Here is a 22,226-nt window from a genome sequence, read left to right as displayed (position 1 = left end):
GAGGGACGCCATGGCCGACATCCGCAACAATTTCGTCGGGATCAGATCGCCCAACCCGTTCTGGCTGGCCTCGGCGCCGCCGACCGACAAGGCGTACAATGTCGAGCGCGCCTTCAAGGCGGGCTGGGGCGGCGTGGTGTGGAAGACGCTGGGCGAGGAAGGCCCGCCAGTGGTCAACGTTAACGGACCGCGCTATGGCGCGATCTGGGGCGCCGACCGGCGGCTGCTCGGCTTCAACAATATCGAGCTGATCACCGACCGCGACCTGCAGAAGAACCTGCAGGAGATCAAACAGGTCAAGAAGAACTGGCCCGATCGCGCCGTGGTCGTCTCGCTCATGGTGCCGCTCGCCGAGGAAAGCTGGAAGTCCATCCTCGCCGTGGTCGAGGAGACCGAGGCCGACGGTGTCGAGCTTAATTTCGGCTGCCCGCACGGTATGAGTGAGCGCGGCATGGGTGCCGCGGTCGGCCAGGTGCCCGAGTACATCGAGATGATCGTGCGCTGGTGCAAAGCGCATACGCGCATGCCTGTGATCACCAAGCTGACGCCGAATGTCACCGATGTGCGCCGTCCGGCGCGCGCGGCGAAGAGTGGCGGCACCGATGCGGTATCGCTGATCAACACCATCAACTCGATCACCGGCGTCGACCTCGACAACTTTGCGCCAATGCCGACGATCGACGGCAAGGGCACGCATGGCGGCTATTGCGGCCCAGCGGCGAAGCCCATCGCGCTGCATATGGTGGCCGACATCGCCCGTGATCCCGAGACCTACGGCCTGCCGATCTCGGGCATTGGCGGGGTCACCACCTGGCGCGACGCGGCAGAGTTCATGGCGCTGGGCGCCGGCAATGTGCAGGTCTGCACCGCCGCCATGGTCTATGGCTTCAAGATCGTCGAGGAGATGATTTCGGGGCTGCAGAACTGGATGGACGAGAAGGGCCACGCAACGCTTGAGGATTTCACCGGCCGCGCCACCCGCAACGTCACCGACTGGCAGTTCCTCAACCTCAACTACATCACCAAGGCGCATATCGACCAGGACAAGTGCATCAGCTGCGGCCGTTGCCACATCGCCTGCGAAGACACCTCGCACCAGGCGATCACCAAGGAGAAGGACGGCAAGCGCCACTTCGAGGTGATGGACGACGAGTGCGTCGGCTGTAACCTCTGCGTCAATGTCTGCCCGGTGGAAGACTGCATCACCATGATCCAGCTGGAGCCGGGCATGCTCGATGAGCGGACCAAGAAGGTGGTGGAGCCGACCTACGCCAACTGGACGACGCACCCGAACAACCCGATGCGGAAGTCGGTTGAGCCGGCGGAATAGGCGCGTATCTGGCCTGCCCTGCTGGGCCGGGCCCTTGTGGTGCAACGCAGCGCATAAGCCGGTGCGGGAAGAGTATCCCCACCCCTGTCCCCTCCCCGCAAGGGGGAGGGAGACGCCATCACCAGAGCCAGTGTTTTGGTCTCCTCCCCCCTTGCGGGGGAGGGACAGGGTGGGGGTACTCTTCCTGCACCGCACTATCAGATCAGTTGAGGTGGCCCTGAGGGGGAAGTGGGAGCCGGCGGTTCTGGCCGCCTCAGTACCGTAACCATTGTTCAACCATGCGCCGACGAGAGGCGGTGGCGCTAAGGGATTGGCAAACTCCGACGCCGTAGCGTCCCCCTGACGTGGAGGGGATAATGGCGCAGCGTAGTGCAGGCACGGTCGGTTCGGCTGCTGGAGCCGACGCTATTGCCATGGCGGCTGACCTCGACTTGCCTAACCCGCGGCGCCTCTTGATCATCAGCATCGTGGCCATCGTGCTGCTCGGCCTAAGCGTGGTGATCGCCGCCGGCTATTCGGTCCTTTCGATCAATGAAACGGCGATCAGCGCTGAAACCGAGCGCGCCCAAGTGGCGCTTGCCGTGCTGCTGCAGGACGGACAGCCCGATGCAGCCGGTGCGACCCGTCTGGCTCGGGACTTTGTGCTGAAGGGCGCGCGCTTCGGCGAGGCGGCCGGCATGCAGCCCGGTGAGGTGGCGATCGCGGTTCCGGGATCGGAGACGCGGTTGATGTGGACGCCGCGGCGGATCGGCACCGAACTGGCGCAGCACCTGGCGCCGATCCGGCTATTGGCGAGCGCGCTGTTCCTCGGCGGCATCGGCATCGTGCTGAACCGGCTCTATCGGCTGGCGCGGCTGCTCGAGGCGCGGCGCCGCGCGGCGCAGGACCTGGCGGCGCGGGATGCGCTGACCGGCCTCCACAACCGGCTCGGCTTCGATCAGCGGCTCGGGCAGACGACAGATGGCCCAGCGCTGCTCTACCTCGATCTCGACGGCTTCAAGCACGTCAATGACAGCTTTGGACATGGCGCAGGCGACGACCTGCTGCGCATCGTGGCAGACCGGCTGAGAGGGTTGGCGCGCGACGGCGACTGCGTGGCGCGGATCGGCGGCGACGAGTTTGCCTTTCTCCGCTCACCGCCGACATCGCGGGCGGAACTGGCGGAGCTGGCCGCCGATATCGGTGTGGCGCTGAGCGAGCCGGTGCGGCTGGGCGCGACGCAGATCCAGATCGGCGCCAGCATCGGCATTGCCATGGGCAGCGAGCACGGCGACGACCGCGCCCGGCTGGTGGCCGCTGCCGACGCAGCGCTCTACCGCGCCAAGGCCCTGCCCGGCCACGCCTTCGTTTTCGCCGACTCCCCGATCATCTCCGCCGCTGCCTGAGCTTTACCCACCTCAATCGGCGGACTCGACTCGCGCCATAATCATGGATAAGTAGTATCCATGATTGGAGTCGGACGATGAAGCTGGGCGACGGGGTGGAGCAGGCCATCCACTGCATGCTGATGCTGAGCGGGCTGCAACCCGACGGCGCCATGCCGGCGGCGGCGCTGGCGGAGTATCACGGCGTTTCGACCAGCTACCTGCTCAAGCACCTGCAGGCGCTGGCGGGAGCGGGCCTGCTCACTTCGGTGCCGGGGCCGCGCGGCGGTTACCGGCTCGGCCGGCTGGCGGAGAAGATCACCCTGCTCGATGTGGTGCTGGCGCTCGAAGGCGCCGGACCGGCGTTTCGCTGCAGCGAAATCCGGCAACGCGGGCCGGATCCCCTGCCGCAAAAATTCTTCGCCAAGCCGTGCGCCGTCACCGCCGCCATGCTGAAGGCGGAACGCGCCTATCGCGATGAACTGCGCAAGGTCAGCATCGCGGAGCTGGCGTACAATCCGGACACCGAACTCGGCAACGCGATTGCGGGGCGCAGTTGCGCCTTCCGCGAACGGCACGAGCGGCGGCCGGCCGCCAGCTAACCCCCTTCCCCAAGCAAAAGGACTGTTTGCCATGCGAGCTCGACTCGACATCACCAAGGTTGCGCCCGACGCCTACCGCGCCGTAGCAGCGCTCGACCGTTTCGTGGTCAAGGAAAGCGGCCTCGAGGCCCGCTATATCCACCTGATCAAGCTCTATGCCTCGCACATCAACGGCTGCGCCTACTGCGTCGACATGCACATCAGGGAAGCGCGCCACACCGGGCTCTCGGACCAGTGGATCAACCTGGTCAATGTGTGGCGCGAGTCGCCGGTCTACAGCGACGCCGAGCGCGCCGTGCTGGCCTGGACCGAGGCGCTGACCCTCCTGGCGAACACACGTGCGCCGGACGAGGCGTTCGAGCCGCTCAGGGCGCATTTCACCGAGGAGCAGATCGCCAACATCACCGTGGCGATCAGCACCATCAACGTGTGGAACCGCGTCACCGTGGGGCTCAGGACGCTGCACACCGTCGCGCCGGAGACGGTTGCCGCCTGATCCACGCACAACTGTGGTGGGCCGGTGTCGATTCCGGCCTGCCTCGTGCGTCGTTGTTCTGTAACCAGGGCACCTCACCGCTTCGGCGAAGCGGCGAAGTGCTCCGATTTTTTGATTGGTCGCGCTTTCACAGCGGAAAAGTCTCGCAACCTTTCCTGAAAGCGCTATGCACACATCCGAGGAGCTTCACGCATGTTCTCGACTTTGTTCGTTCTCGCCCACCTCCTGCTGGGCGGCGCTTTCGTGGTTTTCGGCATCCGCAACATCAAGGGCATTCCGGGCCTCGCGAGTTTCCTCGCCGGCAAGAAGGTGGCGCAGCCGCAGGCGGCCGCGACCTTCGGCGTGGGCCTGCAGATCGTTGGCGGCGCCTTGACGGCGCTGGCGCCGTTTGTGCCGGTTGCCGGCGTGCTCGGCGGGCTGGCGCTGATCGTTTTCCTGGTCCTCGCCACCCTGCTGTTCCACCCGTTCTGGGAGTTTTCGGGCGAGGAGCAGAAGCCGCATGTGCAGTCGTTCATCATGAACAGCGGGCTCAGCGGCGCTTTCCTGCTCGTCATCGCCTACGCGCTCTAGCCACTCGTGAGCGTTGCCGGCGCCAGCATCGAGAGCACGGACGCGAAGCGGCAGCGAGTGCTGTCGCACCTCGCCATGCTGCTGTTCGCAGCGCTGATCGCCGGCTCGTTCACCTTCGGGGCGCTCACCGTGCCCTATATCCACGCGGTGCCGCTCAACGCGCTGCGCTTCGTCATGGCGGCGCTGCTGATGGGGGCGTTCGCCTTCGGGGTGGCGCGCCAGACCTTCGCCTTGCCGCCGGCGCCGTGGCGCTTCGGCATTAACGGCTTCCTGACCGCCGTCTACTTCGTCACCATGTTCATCGCGCTGACCATGACGCAGCCGGTGGCGACCAGCGCCGTCTACACGCTGGTGCCGTTGATGACGGCAGTGACGGCCTATTTCATCGTCGGGCAGCGGTCCGGCTTCGCGGTGCTGGTGAGCCTGCTGCTGGCCGGGCTCGGGGCGATCTGGGTGATCTTCCGCGGCGATATCGACGCGCTCCTGCGCTTCGATATCGGCCAGGGCGAGCTGATCTACTTCGTCGGCTGCGTCGCCTATGCGATCTACACGCCGCTGCTGCGCCGCTTCAACCGCGGCGAGTCGGCGCTGGTGCTGAGCTTCTGGACTATGGTGGCGACGGCGGTGTGGATCGTCGTCTACGGGGTGCCCGAAATCCTTGCCACCGACTGGCTGCACCTGCCGGCGCTGGTCTGGTGGGTGGTGCTGTACCTCGCCATCGGCCCGACGGCGGTGTGCTTCTTCCTGATCCAGTTCGCCTCGGCCCGGCTGCCGGCGGCCAAGGTCATTGCCTACGGCTACCTGGTGCCGGCCTTCGTCATCGTGTTCGAGGGGCTGGCCGGACATGGCTGGGCCAGCCTCAGCGTCGCCGCCGGCGCGGCGATCACCGTGCTGGGGCTGGTGGTGCTGGCGCTGCTGAAGGAACGGCACTGAGCACGCGCCGGTGCTCCACTACCCAGCGGCGGAAGGCGCCCTGATAGAGCGAGAGCGGCCAAGGCTGGGGGTGACTGAGGAACCAGCAGTTGTGGAAGGCCTCGAACCAGGCCCGCTCGATCAGCGGTGCGTTGGAAGCCTCGCGTTCGCGACCGTAGCCGGCGCTGGGATAAACGGTCATTTCGCCCAGATAGATGTCCGCGCCGTCGACGAGGAAATCGACCCGAACATGGTCGATGCCGCGGCTCAGCCGCTGCGCCAGCCCCATGGCCTCGAAGTAGCTGGGCGGCAGGACGTAGTCGGCGGGTAGATGCATGGTATCGGGCACACCGAGCTTGTTCGGCAGGCGCCGTCCGGCGCCATCGAAATGCGCCTGCCGTTCGCTATCGGCATGCTGGTCAAGCGAGACGAAGCCGGCGGAGACCACGCCATCGTGGCTGCGGAAGGTGTATTCGACGAGACCTGCTCCGTTGCCGATGCGCGGCTCGACGAAGAGCCGGCGCGGAATGTCGCGATAAGCCCATTGGTCCTGAATGTAGTGCGAGCGCTGCAGCCAGCTGTGCAGCAGTGCATTGAGCTCGGTGCGCGGCAGCGGCGTGCGCTCGGGGAAATGGTTCATCCGGAAGCCGTGACTGGCCTTGACGACATTGCCGGGAACGACGAGCGCATCGGGCAGTTCCTCCGGCGTCGCGCCGACCCAGATCGGCATCGCTACGCGGATATCCGGGAAGTGTTCGGCGGCCCAGTACTTGGTCGCCAGCTTGTCAGAGAACAGGGTAAAGCGCGGGTCGTGGTCGAAGATCTTCCGCCACTGCACCAGGTCGGTGTGTTCGGTGGGCTGGGCAAGATTGGGCAGCCGCCCGCGAACACGTCTGAACTCGCGCCTCAGGCTGCGGTAGCGCAGTAGGCAGAGTAGCTGAACCACGGCAAAGATCAGGCGGTCGGTGCGGCTGGTCCCGGAACCGCTCACTGCTTGGGCAACAACCCGTGCAGAAACAGGTTCTCGAGGAAGCGGGCGGCGTCCTCGAAGCGGCCTTCGCCGCCGCGGTCCTTGCCGAGCACGGCGCGGACCTGCACGTCGAAATCGGCATAGTGCTGGGTGGTGGCCCAGATCGAAAAGATCAGGTGGTATGGGTCGGTGCGAACGATCTTGCCGGCATCCATCCAGCCCTCGATGACCTTGGCCTTGTCGTCGACCAGCGCCTTGAGGTCGGTCTCCAGCATTTCGAGCACGCGGGGCGCGCCCTGCAGCATCTCGTTGGCGAAGAGCCGGCTCTGGCGCGGATAGTCGCGGCTCATCTCGAGCTTGCGGCGAAGGTAGGAGCGGAGCTCGGGGACCGGGTCGCCGACCGAATCGATCTCGCGCAGCGGGGCCAGCCAGATATCGAGCATCTCGGCCAGCAGGCGCTGGTAGATCTCCTCCTTGCGCGGGAAATAGTAGAGCAGGTTGGGCTTACTCATGCCCGCCGCTTCGGCGATCTGGTCGATGGTGGCGCCACGGAATCCCTCGCGGCTGAACACATCGAGCGCCGCCTCGAGGATGACTTCCTGCTTCTCGCGCTGGATGCGCGTCTGCGCCCTGGGGCGCTTCGATGGCGCTGCCTTTGCGCCCCCTTTGCCGCCCTCGGTCTCCAGCATTTTCACCTTGATCGGCGGCATGGGAGTGATAACGTTTTTTCCAACTGGTCAAATTTCTGGATAACACATCCAAAGGTCAAGCGCCAAATATACTTGACCTCAGAACTCAACAAATAGCCTCCGGGGGAGTCCAAGGTGTCCGACCGTCGCAATGTCACGCCGAACGATCTGAGCGCGTTCTGGATGCCGTTCACGGCGAACCGACAGTTCAAGAAGGCGCCCCGCATGTTCGTCGGCGCCAAGGACATGCACTATACGACTTCCGACGGACGCAAAGTGCTCGATGGCACGGCGGGCCTGTGGTGCGTCAATGCCGGCCATTGCCGCCCCAAGATCGTCGAGGCGATCCAGGAGCAGGCGGCCGAGCTCGACTACGCACCGGCGTTCCAGATGGGCCATCCCAAGGCGTTCGAGCTGGCGAATGCTTTGGTATCGATCGCGCCTGAGGGGCTCGACCATGTGCTCTACACCAATTCCGGCTCGGAATCGGTCGAGACGGCGCTGAAGGTGGCGCTAGCCTATCACAAGGTCAAAGGCGATGCCGGACGGTTCCGGCTGATCGGCCGCGAGCGCGGCTATCACGGGGTGAATTTCGGCGGCATCTCGGTGGGCGGCATCGTCACCAACCGCAAGATGTTCGGCACGCTCCTGACCGGCGTCGACCACATGCCGCACACCCATACGCCGGGCAAAAACCAGTTCACCCGCGGCGAGCGCGAAGCGGGCGGCGAGGACCTCGCGTCCGAGCTCGAGCGCATCGTCACGCTGCATGACGCTTCGACCATCGCAGCTGTCATCGTCGAGCCGGTGGCCGGCTCGACCGGCGTGCTGATCCCGCCCAAGGGCTATCTGCAGAAACTGCGCGAGATCACCAAAAAGCACGGCATCCTGCTGATCTTCGACGAAGTGATCACCGGTTTCGGCCGCCTCGGCACACCGTTCGCGGCGGACTATTTCGGCGTGACACCGGATATCCTGGTGACGGCCAAGGGCCTGACCAACGGCGTCATCCCGATGGGCGCGGTGCTGGTGAGCTCCGAGATCCACGATGCGTTCATGCAGGGACCCGAGCACGTCATCGAGTTCATGCATGGCTACACCTATTCGGGCAACCCGATCGCTTCGGCGGCGGGCCTCGCGACGCTCGAGACCTACAAGGACGAAGGCTTGTTGACCCGCGGCGCGGAGCTGGCGCCCTACTGGGCCGATGCGCTGCACTCGCTCAAGGGACTGCCGCACGTCATCGACATCCGCAACCTGGGGCTGATCGGCGCGATCGAGCTCGAGCCGATTGCCGGCCAGCCGACCAAGCGGGCCTTCTCGGCCTTCGTCAAAGCCTTCGAGACCGGCATCCTGATCCGCACCACCGGCGACATCATCGCGATGAGCCCACCGCTGATCATCTCCAAGGCGCAGATCGACGAGCTGATCGGCACCTTGGGCAGCATCCTGAAGACGCTTGAGTAGAATGGAACGATTGTTCTATATCGCACCCGATAGAACGAACGTTCTACACCCAACGAGCGGAGGTCTGTGATGCAGACGATACAGAATGCGATCGGCGGCAAGCTGGTCACCTCGACGAGCCCGCGCACTCAGCCGGTGTTCAACCCGGCCACCGGCGAGGCCACCGCAACGCTGCCGCTGTCGAGCGTCGACGAAGTGAATGCCGCTGTCGCCGCCGCCAGGAAGGCCCTGCCCGGCTGGGCCGCGACCACGCCGATGAAGCGGGCGCGGGTGATGTTCAAGTTCAAGGAGCTGCTGGAAAAGCACGCTGACGAGCTGGCCGAGCTGATCAGCCGCGAGCACGGCAAGGTGCATGACGACGCGCTGGGTGAGCTGGCCCGCGGCATCGACTGCGTCGATTTCGCCTGCGGCGTGCCGCAGCTCTTGAAGGGCGAGTTCAGCCGCAATGTCGGGCCGAACATCGACAGCTATTCCGACCGGCAGCCCCTGGGCGTGGTCGCCGGCATCACGCCGTTCAACTTCCCGGCCATGGTGCCGATGTGGATGTATCCGCTGGCCATCGCCTGCGGCAACACCTTCGTTTTGAAGCCGTCGGAACGCGATCCGAGCGCGCCGATGTTCGCCTGGCAGCTGCTGATGGATGCCGGGCTGCCCGACGGCGTGCTGAACGTCGTCCATGGCGACAAGGAAGCGGTCGATACCATTCTCGACCACCCCGACATCAAGGCGGTGAGCTTTGTCGGCTCGACGCCGATCGCCGAATACGTCTATCGGCGCGGCACCCAGGCCGGCAAACGCGTGCAGGCGCTGGGCGGCGCCAAGAACCACATGATCGTATTGCCCGATGCCGACATGGACCAGGCGGCCGACGCGCTGATGGGCGCCGGTTACGGCTCAGCCGGCGAGCGCTGCATGGCGATCTCGGTGGCGGTGCCGGTGGGCGACAAGACGGCAGACGCGCTGATCGCACGGCTGAAGCCGCGGGTCGAAGCGCTGAAGATCGGCCCCGCGACCGACAAGGACGCGCAGATGGGCCCGATCGTTTCCAAGGCGCAGCGCGACAAGATCGTCGGCTATATCGATGCCGGCGTCGAAGCCGGGGCGGAGCTGGTGGTCGATGGCCGCGGCTTCAAGCTGCAGGGCTATGAGAACGGCTTCTTCGTCGGCGGCACGCTGTTCGACCATGTGAAGCCCGACATGAAGATCTACCGCGAGGAGATTTTCGGGCCGGTGCTGTCGGTGGTCAGGGCGCAGAGCTACCAGGATGCGGTCGACCTGATCCACGGGCACGAATATGCCAACGGCACGGCGATCTTCACCCGCGACGGCGACGCGGCACGCGACTTCGCCGACAAGATCGAAGTGGGCATGGTCGGCATCAACGTGCCGATCCCGGTGCCGGTGGCCTACCACTCGTTTGGCGGCTGGAAGCGCTCGATCTTCGGTGACCACGGCATCTACGGGCCGGAAGGCGTGCACTTCTACACCCGGCTCAAGACGGTCACCACACGCTGGCCGGCCGGGATCAAGAGCGGCGCCGAGTTCAGCTTCCCGAGCCAGAAATAGAGCCCACGTGAAAGCGCAGCGTCTCGGAAAATTAGAGCAGCAAAGGCAGTCCCTCGAGAGGGACTTCCGCGATGCTCTGGTTGAGGCGCTGAAAGAATGCGCAGGCGGGCGGTGGGGCCTGTTCGAGCGGAACAAGGGCCTCCACCCAGCGCATCTCGAGACGCGCTATTTGCCGGAATCAGTCGCAAGGGTGGACGATCTGGGAGAACAGGTCGCCCAAGCACGAGTGAGCCTCGGCTATACTGAACTGCCGGAACTGGTTCGCTTACGCGAACTGCGCCGGGCTGCACACGCAGGCAACGCCTTGGGCGAACCACGTCAGGCGCAAGTGTGGCTCGATGAAATAGCCAAAGGATCCGACCTCATTGCCTCCCCAGAGGGGCGAGGGGGTGCTGTGGCACTATCCGAACACAATCCGAAAGACTGACTATGGCAGCTCCTGGCGAAAACCTCCGTATCGACCCCGAACGCCTGTGGAGCTCCATTCATGAGTTGGCCGAGATCGGGCCGGGCGTTGCCGGGGGCTCCAATCGGCAGACGGTGACCGACGACGATGCCAAGGGCCGGGCGCTGTTCAAGCGCTGGTGCGAGGCGGCCGGCATGGAGATGGGGCTCGACCAGATGGGCACCATGTTCGCGCGGCGCGAAGGCAGCGAGCCGGGGCTCGATCCGGTCTATGTCGGCAGCCATCTCGACACCCAGCCGACCGGCGGGCGCTATGACGGCGTGCTCGGGGTGCTGGGCGGGCTCGAGGTGATCCGCACGCTCAACGATCTCGACATCCGGACCCGGCGCCCGATCGTGGTGGTCAACTGGACCAACGAGGAAGGGGCGCGGTTCGCGCCGGCGATGATGGCCTCGGGCGTGTTCGCCGGAGTGCTCGACCAGGCCGACGTCTATACGCACAAGGACAAGGACGGAAAGAGCTTCGGCGAGGAGCTGGAGCGGATCGGCTGGCGCGGCGACGAGGTGGTCGGGGCGCGCAAGATCCATGCGTACTACGAGCTCCACATCGAACAGGGTCCGATCCTCGAGGACGAGAACGTCGATATCGGCGTCGTGACGCACGGCCAGGGGCTGAAGTGGCTGCAGGTGACGCTGACCGGCAAGGAAGCGCATACCGGCTCCACCCCGATGCCGAAGCGGCGCAATGCCAGCCTCGGCATGGCGCGGGTGATCGAGCTGGTGCACGAAGTGGCGATGGACTACCAGCCGGAGGCCGTCGGCGCAGTGGGGCACATCCAGGTCTGGCCGAACTCGCGCAACATCATCGCCGGCAAGGCGGTGTTCACCATCGACATCCGCTCACCGAACAAAGAGGTGCTGGACGAGATGGACGAGCGCATCCGCCACGGCATCGAGAACACCGCCGAGGCGCTGGATATCGGCTTCGAGGTCGAGCAGGTCGGGCATTTCGACCCGGTGACATTCGACAAGACGCTGGTGGGCAATATCCGCGAGGCAGCCAAGGAACTCGGCTACTCCTACCGCGACATCGTTTCGGGCGCCGGGCATGACGCCTGCTGGATCAACCGGGTGGCGCCCTCGGCAATGATCATGTGCCCATGCGTCGATGGGCTCAGCCACAACGAGGCGGAAGAGATCTCGAAGGAGTGGGCAGCGGCAGGGACAGATGTGCTGCTGCGGGCAGTGCTGGAGACGGCGGAGATCGTATCGTAGCGCGCCTCACGCGCGCGCTTTCGGCCCTCTTGGGGAGGGCAGACTGAACAAAGACAGGGACCGAGCATGAGCAGCAAGATCATCAAGGGCGGCACCGTCGTTACCGCCGACCTCACCTATGCGGCCGATATCCGGGTCGAAGGCGGCAGGATCACCGAGATCGGGCAGAACTTATCGGGTGGGGAAATCCTCGATGCCAGCGGCTGCTACGTGATGCCGGGCGGGATCGACCCGCACACGCATCTCGAAATGCCGTTCATGGGCACCTATTCGAGCGACGATTTCGAGAGCGGGACGCGGGCGGCGCTGAGTGGCGGCACCACCATGGTGGTGGATTTCTGCCTGCCCAGCCCGCAGCAGTCGCTGCTCGAAGCGCTGCAGATGTGGGACAACAAGACCTCGAAGGCCAGCTGCGACTACTCGTTCCACATGGCGATCACCTGGTGGGGCGAGCAGGTGTTCAACGAGATGGCCGATGTGGTCGATCGCGGCATCACCTCGTTCAAGCACTTCATGGCCTACAAGGGCGCGCTGATGGTGGATGACGACGAAATGTTCTCGTCGTTCCAGCGCTGTGCCGACCTCGGCGCCCTGCCCCTCGTTCATGCCGAGAACGGCGACGTGGTGGCGCAGATGACGGCCAAACTCCTTGCCGCGGGCAATAACGGGCCGGAGGCGCATGCCTATTCGCGGCCGCCGGAGGTGGAGGGAGAGGCAACCAACCGGGCGATCATGATCGCCGACATGGCGGGGGTGCCGGTCTATATCGTCCATACCTCGTGCGAGCAGGCGCATGAGGCGATCCGCCGGGCGCGGCAGGCGGGCAAGCGTGTCTATGGCGAGCCCCTGATCCAGCACCTGGTGCTCGATGAGACCGAGTATTTCAACCGCGATTGGGATTATGCGGCGCGCCGGGTGATGAGCCCGCCGTTCCGCAACAAGCAGCACCAGGATTCGCTGTGGGCGGGGCTGGCCTCAGGCTCGCTGCAGGTGGTGGCGACCGACCACTGCGCCTTCACCACGGCGCAAAAGCGCAACGGGATCGGCAACTTCGCCAAGATCCCCAACGGCACCGGTGGGCTCGAGGACCGGATGCCGGTGCTGTGGACCAAGGGCGTCAAGACCGGCCGGCTGACGATGAACGAATTCGTCGCGGTGACCTCGACCAACATCGCCAAGATCCTCAACATGTACCCCAAAAAGGGCGCCATCCTGGTCGGGGCGGATGCCGACCTCGTGGTGTGGGACCCCAAGCGCAAGAAGACCATCAGCGTGGCCAAACAGCAGTCGGCGATCGACTACAACGTGTTCGAGGGCATCGAGGTCGAGGGGCTGCCGCGGTTCACGCTGACGCGTGGACAGCTGGCGGTAACCGAAGACCAGATCAGTACCGAGCAGGGCCACGGCCAGTTCGTCGCACGTGAGGCGAAGAACCCGGTGAACCGGGCGCTTTCGACATGGAAAGAGATCACCGCACCGCGCAAGGTAGAGCGTACCGGCATTCCGGCGACGGGGGTTTGAGAGTTTGACGACTGATGGGGGCAAATCGCAAAGCGTGGTCGAGGCCAAGGGGCTCGGCCTGACGTTCAAGACGGCGGATGGCGACGTGGTGGCGCTGTCCGACGTCAACCTCGAGATCAAGCGGGGCGAGTTTGTTTCGTTCATCGGCCCTTCGGGCTGCGGCAAGACGACGTTCCTGCGCGTCATCGCCGACCTCGAGCAGCCGACTTCCGGCAGCATCACGGTCAACGGCACCTCGCCGGCCGATGCGCGGCTCAACCGCTCCTATGGCTACGTGTTCCAGGCGCCGGCGCTGTTTCCGTGGCGCTCGATCGAGAACAACGTGGCGCTGCCGCTCGAGATCATGGGCTATGGCGACGCCGACCGGAGGGCGCGGATCAAGAAAGCGCTGGAGCTGGTGAACCTCGAGGGCTTCGAGAAGAAGTTCCCCTGGCAGCTCAGTGGCGGCATGCAGCAGCGGGCCTCGATTGCCCGGGCGCTGGCGTTCGACGCCGACCTGTTGCTGATGGACGAGCCGTTCGGAGCGCTCGACGAGATCGTCCGCGACCACCTCAATTCGGAACTGTTGAAGCTCTGGGCGGCGACGCAGAAAACCATCGCCTTCGTCACCCACTCGATCCCCGAGGCGGTGTACCTCAGTACCAAGATCGTGGTGATGAGCCCGCGGCCGGGACGGGTGACCGACATCATCGAAAGCACGCTCCCCGCGGAGCGGCCGCTCGAAATCCGCGAGACGCCGGAGTTCCTCGCCATCGCCCACCGGGTGCGCGACGGCCTCAGGGCCGGCCACTCCTACGAGGAGTAGCGGAATGCAGGTGACCCGCATCGTAGCAATCTGCAGTGAAGAGCCTGATTGGCCCATCGTCATAGACGCACAGATTGTCGCCGACCGTATCGCTCCAAAGACGCCGTTCTTTGGGTCCTGGGGAAAACTCGGCGGCGAGTTCAGCCCCTTCGTTCTTCAGCCAACAGGTGAGATGGACTTCGGATCGGACTACGCGGAGACCGATCGATACTTCGAGTGCAACATTCGCTCGAGGGAGATAGCGCAGGGTGCGATGTTCACCGTCAGGAAGCCGGACGATGACAACCGCGTCCGAGAGTTTGTGTATGTCATTCGCCCGTTTGACAATGCGTAATGTCGTGAAACCAACTGGCAGTCTCGTTCCGATCCTGATCGTCGTGGCGGCGCTGATTGTCGTCTGGTACGTCGCGGCGGTGCTGATGAACTGGCAGGGGATGTCGGATTTCTACCAGCGTACCGACGTGACCGGTGTCAGCTTCAACCAGCAGCTCAATGATGTGCTGAACGCCGAAAAGCCGCTGCTGCCGGCGCCGCACCAGATTGTCGGCGAGTTCTGGAAGACCACGGTCGAGCAGGCTGTGACCTCGAAGCGCAGCCTCGTCTACCACGGCTGGATCACGCTTTCCGCGACGCTGCTCGGCTTTGCCATGGGCACGGTGTTCGGCATCGGGCTCGCGGCGTTCATCGTCCACAACCAGGCGATGGACCGCTCGCTGATGCCGTGGATCATCGCCAGCCAGACCATCCCGATCCTCGCCATTGCACCGATGGTGATCGTGGTGCTGAACGCCGTCGGCATTTCCGGGCTGATCCCCAAGGCGCTGATCTCGACCTATCTCAGCTTCTTCCCGGTGGTGGTCGGCATGGTGAAGGGGTTTCGCAGCCCCGAGTCGATCCAGCTCGATCTGATGCGGACCTACAATGCGGCGCGCTTCCAGGTGTTCACCAAGCTGCGCTGGCCGATTGCGCTGCCCTACCTCTTCACCTCGATGAAGGTGGGCGTGGCGGCGAGCCTCGTCGGCGCCATTGTCGGCGAGCTGCCGGCCGGCACCAGCAACGGCATCGGGGCACGGCTGCTGGCCGGGTCCTATTACGGGCAGACGATCCAGATCTGGTCGGCGCTGCTGGCCGCCGCCCTGCTGGCCGGGGCGCTGATCGCGCTGGTCGGGTTGGCCGAGCGGCTAACCAACCAGCGGCTGGGAGCCCGAGCATGACGGCGCTGCAACGGGTCCTCGCCGCTTTCGCCTCGGGCTTTGCATTGCTGGCCCTGATCTTCGATTTCGCCTCGACCGAAGGCGCACCGCTGCCTGTGTGGGAGTTCCCATTGGTCGGGGTGTTCCTGGTGCTTGGGGTGCTGAGCCTCGTCCGCTTCCGGGTAAAGATCAGCTACTGGGTAGATGGGGTATTGGCAGCGATCGGCGCGGTCGGGCTGGTGCTGGCGCTCGAAACGCTGCAGCAGGCCGAGCCAGGCTACTGGTTCGCGCTGGTGGCGAGCTGGCTGTTTGCCTGGCTGTTCGCCGAGCGGCTGGCGCTGGCGATTGCGCGGGACGAGGTGCCGGATGCGGTCGGGGTGCTGATCCCGGCGATCTTCGGCGTTGCCATCCTGGTCGCCTGGGAAGCGATCACCCGGGGCGGCAACGTGCCCAAGGTGCTGCTGCCCTCGCCCTCGGGGATCTGGGAGACCTTGATCGGCAACATCCCGAGGATCGCGGCGGATTTCCAGCAGACCTTCCTCAAGGCGGTGCTGGCGGGCTACGCGCTCGGCTGCGGCGCCGGCTTCCTCGTCGCCATCGCCGTGGACCGCTCGCCGTTCCTCAAACGCGGATTGCTGCCGCTCGGCAACTTCATCTCGGCGCTGCCGCTGATCGGCATCGCGCCGATCATGGTGATGTGGTTCGGCTTCGACTGGCCAAGTAAGGCCGCCGTAGTGGTGATCATGACGTTTTTCCCGATGCTGGTGAACACCGTCGCCGGGCTGAACGCCGCCGGACACATGGAGCGCGACCTGATGCGCACCTATGCCTCGGGGTACTGGTCAACGCTGTTCAAGCTCCGGCTGCCGGCAGCCGCGCCGTTCATTTTCAACGCTTTGAAGATCAACTCGACTCTGGCGCTGATCGGCGCAATCGTGGCTGAATTCTTCGGGACACCCATCGTCGGCATGGGCTTTCGCATCTCGTCGGAGATCGGCAAGCTCAATGTCGAGATGGTCTGGGCAGAGATCGCCGTGGCGGCGTTGGCGGGCTCTGTCTTCTACTGGGTGGTGGCGCTCATCGAGCGGGCAGTCACCTTCTGGCATCCGTCCGTCCGTGGTGGTCGGGCGTAATCAGGGGAAAAGGGAAACGCAAAAAATGAAGAAGCTTCTCGTTGGTCTGGTGGCGGGCGCTCTGGCGCTCGGTGCCACCGCGAGCTGGGCGGCCGATCCGGTCACCTTGCAGCTCAAGTGGGTGACGCAGGCGCAGTTTGCCGGCTACTTCGTCGCCAAGGACAAGGGGTTCTACACCGAAGAAGGCATCGACATCACGATCAAGCCGGGCGGGCCGGATATCGCCCCCGAACAGGTGATCGCCGGTGGCGGCGCCGACGTGATCGTCGACTGGATGGGCGGCGCGCTGGCGGCCCGCGAGCAGGGCGTCGGCCTCGTCAATATCGCGCAGCCGTTCAAGAAATCCGGCCTGTTGATGATCTGCCCGAAGGATGGCCCGGTGCAGACCGAAGCCGACTTCAAGGGCCACACGCTCGGCGTCTGGTTCTTCGGCAACGAGTATCCGTTCTACGCCTGGATGAACAAGCTGGGCATCCCGACCGAGGGCGGCGCCGATGGCGTGAACGTCCTGAAGCAGTCGTTCGACGTGCAGCCGCTGGTGCAGAAGCAGGCGGATTGCATCTCGGTGATGACCTATAACGAGCTGGGCCAGGCGATCGACGCCGGCTTCACCACCGACAAGCTGGTGATCTTCAACTACACCGACCTCGGCAACGACCTGCTCGAGGACGGCCTTTATGCGATGGAAGACAAGCTCGCCGACCCGGCCTTCGCCGACAAGATGGTGCGCTTCGTCCGCGCTTCGCAGAAGGGCTGGCAGTACGCGATCGACAATCCGGATGAAGCCGCCCAGATCGTCATCGACAACGACGAAAGCGGTGCACAGACCCTCGACCATCAGAAGTACATGATGGGCGAAGTGGCCAAGCTCGTCGACGCCAAGGACTTCAAGCTCGACGCGGCCGCCTATGACCGCACCGAGAAGGCGCTCTTGGACCAGAAGATCATCCAGAACAAGCCGTCGGGCGCCTTCACCTCGGCGATCACCGACAAGCTCTGAAAACTTTCCCTGAGACTTGGGGTTTCAGGAGTGACGAGGCGGGGAGCGATCCCCGCCTTTTTTGTACGTTGACTGATAGAGACGGCCCCCTCCCGGCCTCCCCCATAAAGGGGGAGGTGAAGAGTCGGAGCTCTGTCTTCGTTCGTGCCAAGTGAACCGGCGGAGCGCCTCCCCCATTATGGGGAGGATGGAAGAGGGCCGTCTGCTTCAGTTAGCCCGCCCTGTCCTCAGCTGCCGATCACCCCGCCATCGTCCTTGCTGATCACCACCAGCGAGGGGCGCGGGCCCTGGCCGTCGATGAAATCGGGCCAGTTGGTGCCGGCGTCGGCAATCGAGGTGGAATCCTCGCCGTCCTCGAGCCGCAGTTCGCCCGGGTGCTGGATGGAGAGGAACATGGTCCTGCCGTCGGGAGTGAAGGCCGGGGAGCAGACTTCCGAGCCGACCGGCGGCGAGTAGAACAGTTTTGGCAGGGCCTTGCCGTCCCCTTCGGTATCGACCGCATAGAGCGCGTCGTTGAAGCCGGCATCCGGCGGGCCGTCAGTGGTGACCCAGAGGCGGCCGGCGGGATCAACCGACAGGTTATCCGGGTCGGTGAACCAGCCATTGGCCGAGGTCTCGGGGTGGCAGAGGGCGTACGAGGCCGGATCGGTGGGGTCGCCGCAAAGGATGAAGGCGTCCCAGGTGTAGTCGGTCGCGGCATGGTCGGGGGCATCGGGGGCGCCGGGCGGGGTGAGCTCGAGGATGTGTCCGTCGGGGTTGGGGGCGCGGGTATTGGCGACGTTGACCTGTTCCCCGGCATCACCCTCGCCGGCCGGCAGGCGATCCTCGTTCTCGGTCATGGCGATATAGACGCGACCGGTTTTCGGATGCGGCACGAAGCCTTCCGGTGCGTCCATCGGAGTGGCGCCGAGCAGGTCGGCGGCCATGCGGGTGCGGAGCACCACGTCGGCCTGGGTGCTAAAGCCGTTCTCTGGCGTCAGCGGCTCCTGCCCCTGCACCAGCGGCAGCCACGTCAGCTTGCCGTCGGCATCGAAGCGGGCGGTGTAGAGCGTCCCCTCATCGAGCAGGTCCTTGTTGGCGGCGCGGTCGGTGGGGTTCCACGGTTTCGAGGTGACGAACTTGTAGAGATACTCGAAGTCGTCATCGTCGCCCATGTAGAGGACGACGCGGCCATCCGGCGCCACGGCGACCTGTGCGCCCTCGTGAGTGAAGCGGCCGAGCGCGGTGCGCTTCACCGGCTTGGCCGTGGGATCGAACGGATCGATCTCGACCACCCAGTCGAACTTCAGCCACTCGTTGGGTTCGTTCTCGAACTTCAGGCGGGCGTCGACGCGACCCAGCGCGTAACCGTCGTTCTCGTCTTCATCCCAGCCCTGGCGCTCGACCAGCTCCTGGTCGGGCAGCGTGGTGTAGTCGCCGGCGAAGATATCCATGCCGCCTTCCTCGCCCGAGAGCATGGTGCCCCACGGGGTGATGCCGCCCGAGCAGTTGGAGATCGAGCCGAAGACGACGGTGCCGGTGGGGTCGATGCTGGTCTTCAAGCGGTCGTCGCCGGCCGCGGGGCCGCTCAGCCGCATCTCGGTGCCCATATGGACGCGGCGGTTGTACTGACCGTCGGTAACGACCTGCCACTCGCTGCCGGCCTTCTTGACCTCGACGACGGAGATGCCGGTGGACGCGGCGACCGCACGGATCTGCTCGTCGGTGAGCTTCTCCCGGTAATCCTCATCGGTCATGCCGGGGAACATCAGGTAGGGCGAGGCGTATTCGTGGTTCACCACCAGCAGGCCGTGGTCGTTCGCCTCGCTGCCCTGCGGCAGCGGCAGGAAGGCGGTGAAGTCGTTATTGTAGCCGAACTGCTTTTCGGCCGCGGCGCCATCGAGGCTGGCGATGTCGAAGGCCGGGCTGTCGGCGAACAGCTTGTCGCCCCACTTGATGAGGATCTGGCGAGAGTAACCCTCGGGCCAGTGGTCGGTCTTGTCGGTGACGCGGCTCAGCTCAGGAAAGGTGAGGCTCGAGGGCGAGTTGGTGGCGGCGGCAGCGCGGCTGAAGCCGAGGCCGGAGGTGGCGAGCGCGGTGCCGGCAAGCAGCCCCTTCAGCACGGTGCGGCGCGAGTAGCCCTCGGCCATCAGGTCGGAATATTTGGTGGTGAAGGACTGCCGGCGCGTCGGGCGCGCGCGGGTTTTCAAACGATCGGTCATGCTGACGCTCCCTGGAAATATGCCGGGATGCGTGCACGCGGCAGGCGAAGCTGCCGTGACGGTTCGATGACGGTCGGGTGACGGGCGCGGTTCACCATTGATCGGCAATGCCTTGCACCGCCCGTGCCGAAGCGCCCCCTCGCCCCTCTGGGGAGAGGGCTGGGGTGAGGGGCGCCAAGCACGCCGGCATCAAGCGCGGCCCGCATCGCAGCAACGGCCGCTCATTTAGTGTGCTTGGCTACCCCTCACCCTGACCCTCTCCCCAGAGGGGAGAGGGGACGCGAGACCAATGGCGGTGGCAAATGGGGGGACTTTGCGAGCCAACTCAGCCGTGAACCTACCCCGCTTCCCGCTCTTCGAACGGCGCCTCGGGCATGGCGTCGGAGGCGAGGACCAGGCGGCGGACGGCGTCACGGGCCATCGGGCGGGAGATCAGGTAGCCCTGCGCCTCGGTGTAGCCGGCAGCATGCACGCCGCGCAGTTGCTCGGCGGTCTCGATGCCCTCGGCAGTGGTTGCCATCATCAGGCGGGCGCCGATATCGGCTACCGCAGCGACGATGGTCTCGGCGCCTTCGGCGCTGTCGAGCGCTCTGATGAAGGTGCCGTCGATCTTGATCTTGTCGAACGGGAAGGCCAGCAGGTAGCCGAGTGCCGAGAAGCCGGTGCCGAAATCGTCGAGCGCGATACGGACACCGAGGGCGCGGAGCTGGCGCAGGGTGTCGAGGCTCTGCTCGGAGTTTTCGAGGAACACCGACTCGGTGATCTCGATTTCGACCCGCTCATGGGCAATGCCAGAGGCGGCGAGCGCCTGCACCAGCGTGGTGACAAGGCTGCCGCGCACCAGCTGCACCGAGGACACGTTGACGGCGATCTTCAGCTCGCCCGGCCAGCGGGCCGCTTCCGCCAAAGCTTCGCGGATCACCCAATCGCCGATCGGAACGATCAGGCCGGTCTCCTCGGCGACCGGGATGAAGTCGCAGGGTGGCACCAGCCCGCGTTCCGGATGCTGCCAGCGCAGCAGCGCCTCGAAGCCGGAAAAGGCGTGGGTGCGGAGGTTGAGGATGGGCTGGAAGTGCAGCTCGAATTCGCCGAACTCCAGGGCCCGGCGCAGGTCGGCCTCGAGCCGGCGGCGATCGACGCCGATGCGGTTGAGTTCGGGTTCGAAGCTGCGGATGGCGCCGCGACCGTCGCGTTTGGCGGCGTAGAGCGCCACGTCGGCATTGTGCAGCAGCTCGTCGGGCTCGTTCCCGTCGGCGCCGCCCACCGCGATGCCGATGCCGACAGCGATCGTCAGCACCTGACCGTCGAGGTCGTAAGGCGCGACGGTGGCGGCGCAGATGCTGGTCGCGAGGTCGAGGGCGCTTTCAGCGTCGCCACCGCGATGCAGCACGGCGAATTCGTCGCCGCCCATGCGGGCGGCACTGTCCGTAGGGCCGAGACAGCCGCCGAGGCGGCCGGCGAACTGCTTCAGCAGCGCATCGCCGGCCGCGTGGCCGAGGCTGTCGTTGATAGCCTTGAAGCCATCGAGATCGAGGCACAGCACAGCAAAGCCGCTGGCCCTGCCAATGTCATGGAAGGCGTTGCCGACCCGTCGGTAGAACAGCGTGCGATTGGGGAGGCCCGTCAGCGCATCGTGATAGGCGAGGTGGGTGAGCTCGGCCTGCATATTGTGCAGCTCGGTCACGTCCTTGTGGGTCGAGATCCAGCCGCCATCGTCGATCGGTTGGTGGGTCATCGAAATGACCTGCCCGGAATTGAGCCGATGGATGCCGCCCAAAGTACGCTGCTCGTGTACGGCGCTCAGCCGGTCAGCAACATAGCCCTCGATATCGTCGCCGACATGAGTATTGCCGGCGACGCGCGCCTCGAGGATCTGGCGGAAGCTGGTGCCGCGTTTACCCAGCGCCGGCGGCAGCCGGTAGATATCGAGGAACTGGCGGTTGCACAGCACCAGCCGACCGTGACGATCGTAGAGCGAAATGCCATGCGCGAGATTGTCGAGAATGGCGCGCAGATGCAGTTCCTGGGCGCGCAGCTTGCCGCGCGCCGAACTCAGCGAGCGGGTGAGTTTCAGCAGCGCCGCGGTGTCGGCCTCAGGTGGCGCGGCCGCGTCCGGCGAGGCGGTGGATGTCTTTCCGGTCTTTGGCAAAATGCTGGAGCCCCGGAAATCCCAAGGAGATCGAAGCTCATAGCCTAGCGGTAGCGAGTAAATGCAAGGTTAGTCGATACGCTGCATTCAATCCGACTTGGGTGGTCGCAGCATCCCATTGTAAATGCCGGGCTCGGATTTGGGGATCACCATGGCATCGAGCCGCTTCTGATAGAACTCGACCGGGCCGGCACCGCCAATGACGGCATAGGCATAGCCCGCCTCGCGCATGCCGCGCAGGGTGGCGATCAGCAGGGCCTCGCCGATCCCCTGCCCGCGCGCCGCCTCGTCGACCCCGGTGGGGCCGAAAAAGCCCTTGGCTGTGGCGTCGTGGCAGGCGAAGCCGAGCAGCTGGTTATCCTTGTGGGCGATCCAGCAGGTGACCGGCAGGCGGCTCATCGCCGCCTCGACCTCGGATACCCAGAACGGGCTGAAGTGTTTGCCGACCCAGGCGGTGACGACGTGACGCTCCGGCGGCAGGGCGCGGCGGACGGTCACCCCGGCAGCCTGCACCTTTGCTTCAGAGGCAATGTCCGGCAGGTCATACAGCCGGACCAGCAGATCGCCCATTTGTCCTA

21 protein-coding genes are annotated in these 22,226 nt (G+C 65.2%); 16 read left to right on the top strand and 5 right to left on the bottom strand.

Features of this window, described 5'->3' with window-relative positions; genetic code table 11:
- The first annotated feature begins 10 nt into the window (after positions 1-10).
- From preA to ASC89_RS14060, 6 genes are all read left to right on the top strand, one after another.
- Positions 11-1,330: an NAD-dependent dihydropyrimidine dehydrogenase subunit PreA gene (preA, locus tag ASC89_RS14085; RefSeq protein ID WP_055998778.1), complete on the top strand. Its 1,320-nt coding sequence runs from the start codon at positions 11-13 to the stop codon at positions 1,328-1,330.
- A gap of 356 nt (positions 1,331-1,686) precedes the next feature.
- The gene (locus ASC89_RS14080; protein WP_082533373.1) at positions 1,687-2,715 is read left to right on the top strand and encodes a GGDEF domain-containing protein; all 1,029 of its coding nucleotides are present in this window, start codon (positions 1,687-1,689) and stop codon (positions 2,713-2,715) included.
- 77 nt (positions 2,716-2,792) lie between these two features.
- Complete coding sequence (locus ASC89_RS14075) at positions 2,793-3,296, top strand: Rrf2 family transcriptional regulator (protein ID WP_055998774.1); 504 nt, start codon at positions 2,793-2,795, stop codon at positions 3,294-3,296.
- A 31-nt stretch (positions 3,297-3,327) separates the two neighbouring features.
- Positions 3,328-3,792: a carboxymuconolactone decarboxylase family protein gene (locus tag ASC89_RS14070; protein WP_055998772.1), complete on the top strand. Its 465-nt coding sequence runs from the start codon at positions 3,328-3,330 to the stop codon at positions 3,790-3,792.
- 192 nt (positions 3,793-3,984) lie between these two features.
- Complete coding sequence (locus ASC89_RS14065; protein WP_055998770.1) at positions 3,985-4,362, top strand: hypothetical protein; 378 nt, start codon at positions 3,985-3,987, stop codon at positions 4,360-4,362.
- A gap of 6 nt (positions 4,363-4,368) precedes the next feature.
- On the top strand, positions 4,369-5,295 hold the full coding sequence (locus tag ASC89_RS14060) for a DMT family transporter (RefSeq protein WP_244488463.1): 927 nt from the start codon (positions 4,369-4,371) through the stop codon (positions 5,293-5,295).
- On the opposite strand, the gene ASC89_RS14055 is transcribed toward ASC89_RS14060, so the two are convergent.
- Together ASC89_RS14055 and ASC89_RS14050 are read right to left on the bottom strand one after the other, a co-directional pair.
- Positions 5,246-6,265 (bottom strand): ATP-grasp fold amidoligase family protein, encoded by a 1,020-nt coding sequence (locus tag ASC89_RS14055; RefSeq protein ID WP_055998768.1) that lies wholly within the window; start codon positions 6,263-6,265, stop codon positions 5,246-5,248. The genes ASC89_RS14060 and ASC89_RS14055 overlap by 50 nt on opposite strands.
- Positions 6,262-6,933, bottom strand: a complete 672-nt coding sequence (locus ASC89_RS14050) for a TetR family transcriptional regulator C-terminal domain-containing protein (protein WP_055999019.1) — start codon at positions 6,931-6,933, stop codon at positions 6,262-6,264. The genes ASC89_RS14055 and ASC89_RS14050 overlap by 4 nt, the downstream gene beginning before the upstream one ends.
- Positions 6,934-7,068: 135 nt before the next feature.
- Here ASC89_RS14050 and ASC89_RS14045 point away from each other — a divergent pair, with 135 nt between their 5' ends.
- The 10 genes from ASC89_RS14045 (at position 7,069) to ASC89_RS14005 (ending at position 17,298) form a co-directional block, all read left to right on the top strand.
- Positions 7,069-8,400 carry an aspartate aminotransferase family protein gene (locus ASC89_RS14045; protein ID WP_055998766.1) on the top strand — a complete coding sequence of 444 codons (1,332 nt, stop codon included), beginning with the start codon at positions 7,069-7,071 and terminating at the stop codon, positions 8,398-8,400.
- 69 nt (positions 8,401-8,469) lie between these two features.
- Positions 8,470-9,966, top strand: a complete 1,497-nt coding sequence (locus ASC89_RS14040) for a CoA-acylating methylmalonate-semialdehyde dehydrogenase (RefSeq protein ID WP_055998764.1) — start codon at positions 8,470-8,472, stop codon at positions 9,964-9,966.
- A gap of 7 nt (positions 9,967-9,973) precedes the next feature.
- Positions 9,974-10,393, top strand: coding sequence for a hypothetical protein (locus tag ASC89_RS28505; protein ID WP_156384621.1), 420 nt, complete (start codon positions 9,974-9,976; stop codon positions 10,391-10,393).
- A gap of 2 nt (positions 10,394-10,395) precedes the next feature.
- A complete protein-coding gene (locus ASC89_RS14035) occupies positions 10,396-11,646 on the top strand; it encodes a Zn-dependent hydrolase (protein ID WP_055998762.1) in 1,251 nt (416 codons plus the stop codon).
- Between the two features lie 66 nt (positions 11,647-11,712).
- Positions 11,713-13,167 (top strand): dihydropyrimidinase, encoded by a 1,455-nt coding sequence (hydA, locus tag ASC89_RS14030; protein ID WP_055998760.1) that lies wholly within the window; start codon positions 11,713-11,715, stop codon positions 13,165-13,167.
- 4 nt (positions 13,168-13,171) lie between these two features.
- Positions 13,172-13,972 carry an ABC transporter ATP-binding protein gene (locus tag ASC89_RS14025; protein WP_055998758.1) on the top strand — a complete coding sequence of 267 codons (801 nt, stop codon included), beginning with the start codon at positions 13,172-13,174 and terminating at the stop codon, positions 13,970-13,972.
- A 4-nt stretch (positions 13,973-13,976) separates the two neighbouring features.
- Positions 13,977-14,306, top strand: a complete 330-nt coding sequence (locus tag ASC89_RS14020; RefSeq protein WP_055998756.1) for a hypothetical protein — start codon at positions 13,977-13,979, stop codon at positions 14,304-14,306.
- Positions 14,299-15,186 (top strand): ABC transporter permease, encoded by an 888-nt coding sequence (locus ASC89_RS14015; RefSeq protein ID WP_055998754.1) that lies wholly within the window; start codon positions 14,299-14,301, stop codon positions 15,184-15,186. The genes ASC89_RS14020 and ASC89_RS14015 overlap by 8 nt, the downstream gene beginning before the upstream one ends.
- Before the next feature lie 311 nt (positions 15,187-15,497).
- Positions 15,498-16,298 carry an ABC transporter permease gene (locus tag ASC89_RS14010; RefSeq protein WP_407065069.1) on the top strand — a complete coding sequence of 267 codons (801 nt, stop codon included), beginning with the start codon at positions 15,498-15,500 and terminating at the stop codon, positions 16,296-16,298.
- Positions 16,299-16,323: 25 nt separating this feature from the next.
- On the top strand, positions 16,324-17,298 hold the full coding sequence (locus tag ASC89_RS14005; protein ID WP_055998752.1) for an ABC transporter substrate-binding protein: 975 nt from the start codon (positions 16,324-16,326) through the stop codon (positions 17,296-17,298).
- A 227-nt stretch (positions 17,299-17,525) separates the two neighbouring features.
- On the opposite strand, the gene ASC89_RS14000 is transcribed toward ASC89_RS14005, so the two are convergent.
- The 3 genes from ASC89_RS14000 to ASC89_RS13990 all read right to left on the bottom strand — a co-directional run bounded on the left by ASC89_RS14000 (position 17,526) and on the right by ASC89_RS13990 (position 22,218).
- Positions 17,526-19,499, bottom strand: a complete 1,974-nt coding sequence (locus ASC89_RS14000; RefSeq protein WP_055876593.1) for a PhoX family phosphatase — start codon at positions 19,497-19,499, stop codon at positions 17,526-17,528.
- A gap of 337 nt (positions 19,500-19,836) precedes the next feature.
- Complete coding sequence (locus ASC89_RS13995; protein ID WP_055998750.1) at positions 19,837-21,648, bottom strand: bifunctional diguanylate cyclase/phosphodiesterase; 1,812 nt, start codon at positions 21,646-21,648, stop codon at positions 19,837-19,839.
- 87 nt (positions 21,649-21,735) lie between these two features.
- A complete protein-coding gene (locus ASC89_RS13990; protein ID WP_055998748.1) occupies positions 21,736-22,218 on the bottom strand; it encodes a GNAT family N-acetyltransferase in 483 nt (160 codons plus the stop codon).
- Positions 22,219-22,226: the final 8 nt, after the last annotated feature.

Source organism: Devosia sp. Root413D1, from assembly GCF_001425235.1.
Lineage (GTDB): Bacteria > Pseudomonadota > Alphaproteobacteria > Rhizobiales > Devosiaceae > Devosia_A.
This window is presented reverse-complemented; position numbering and strand designations above follow the sequence as displayed.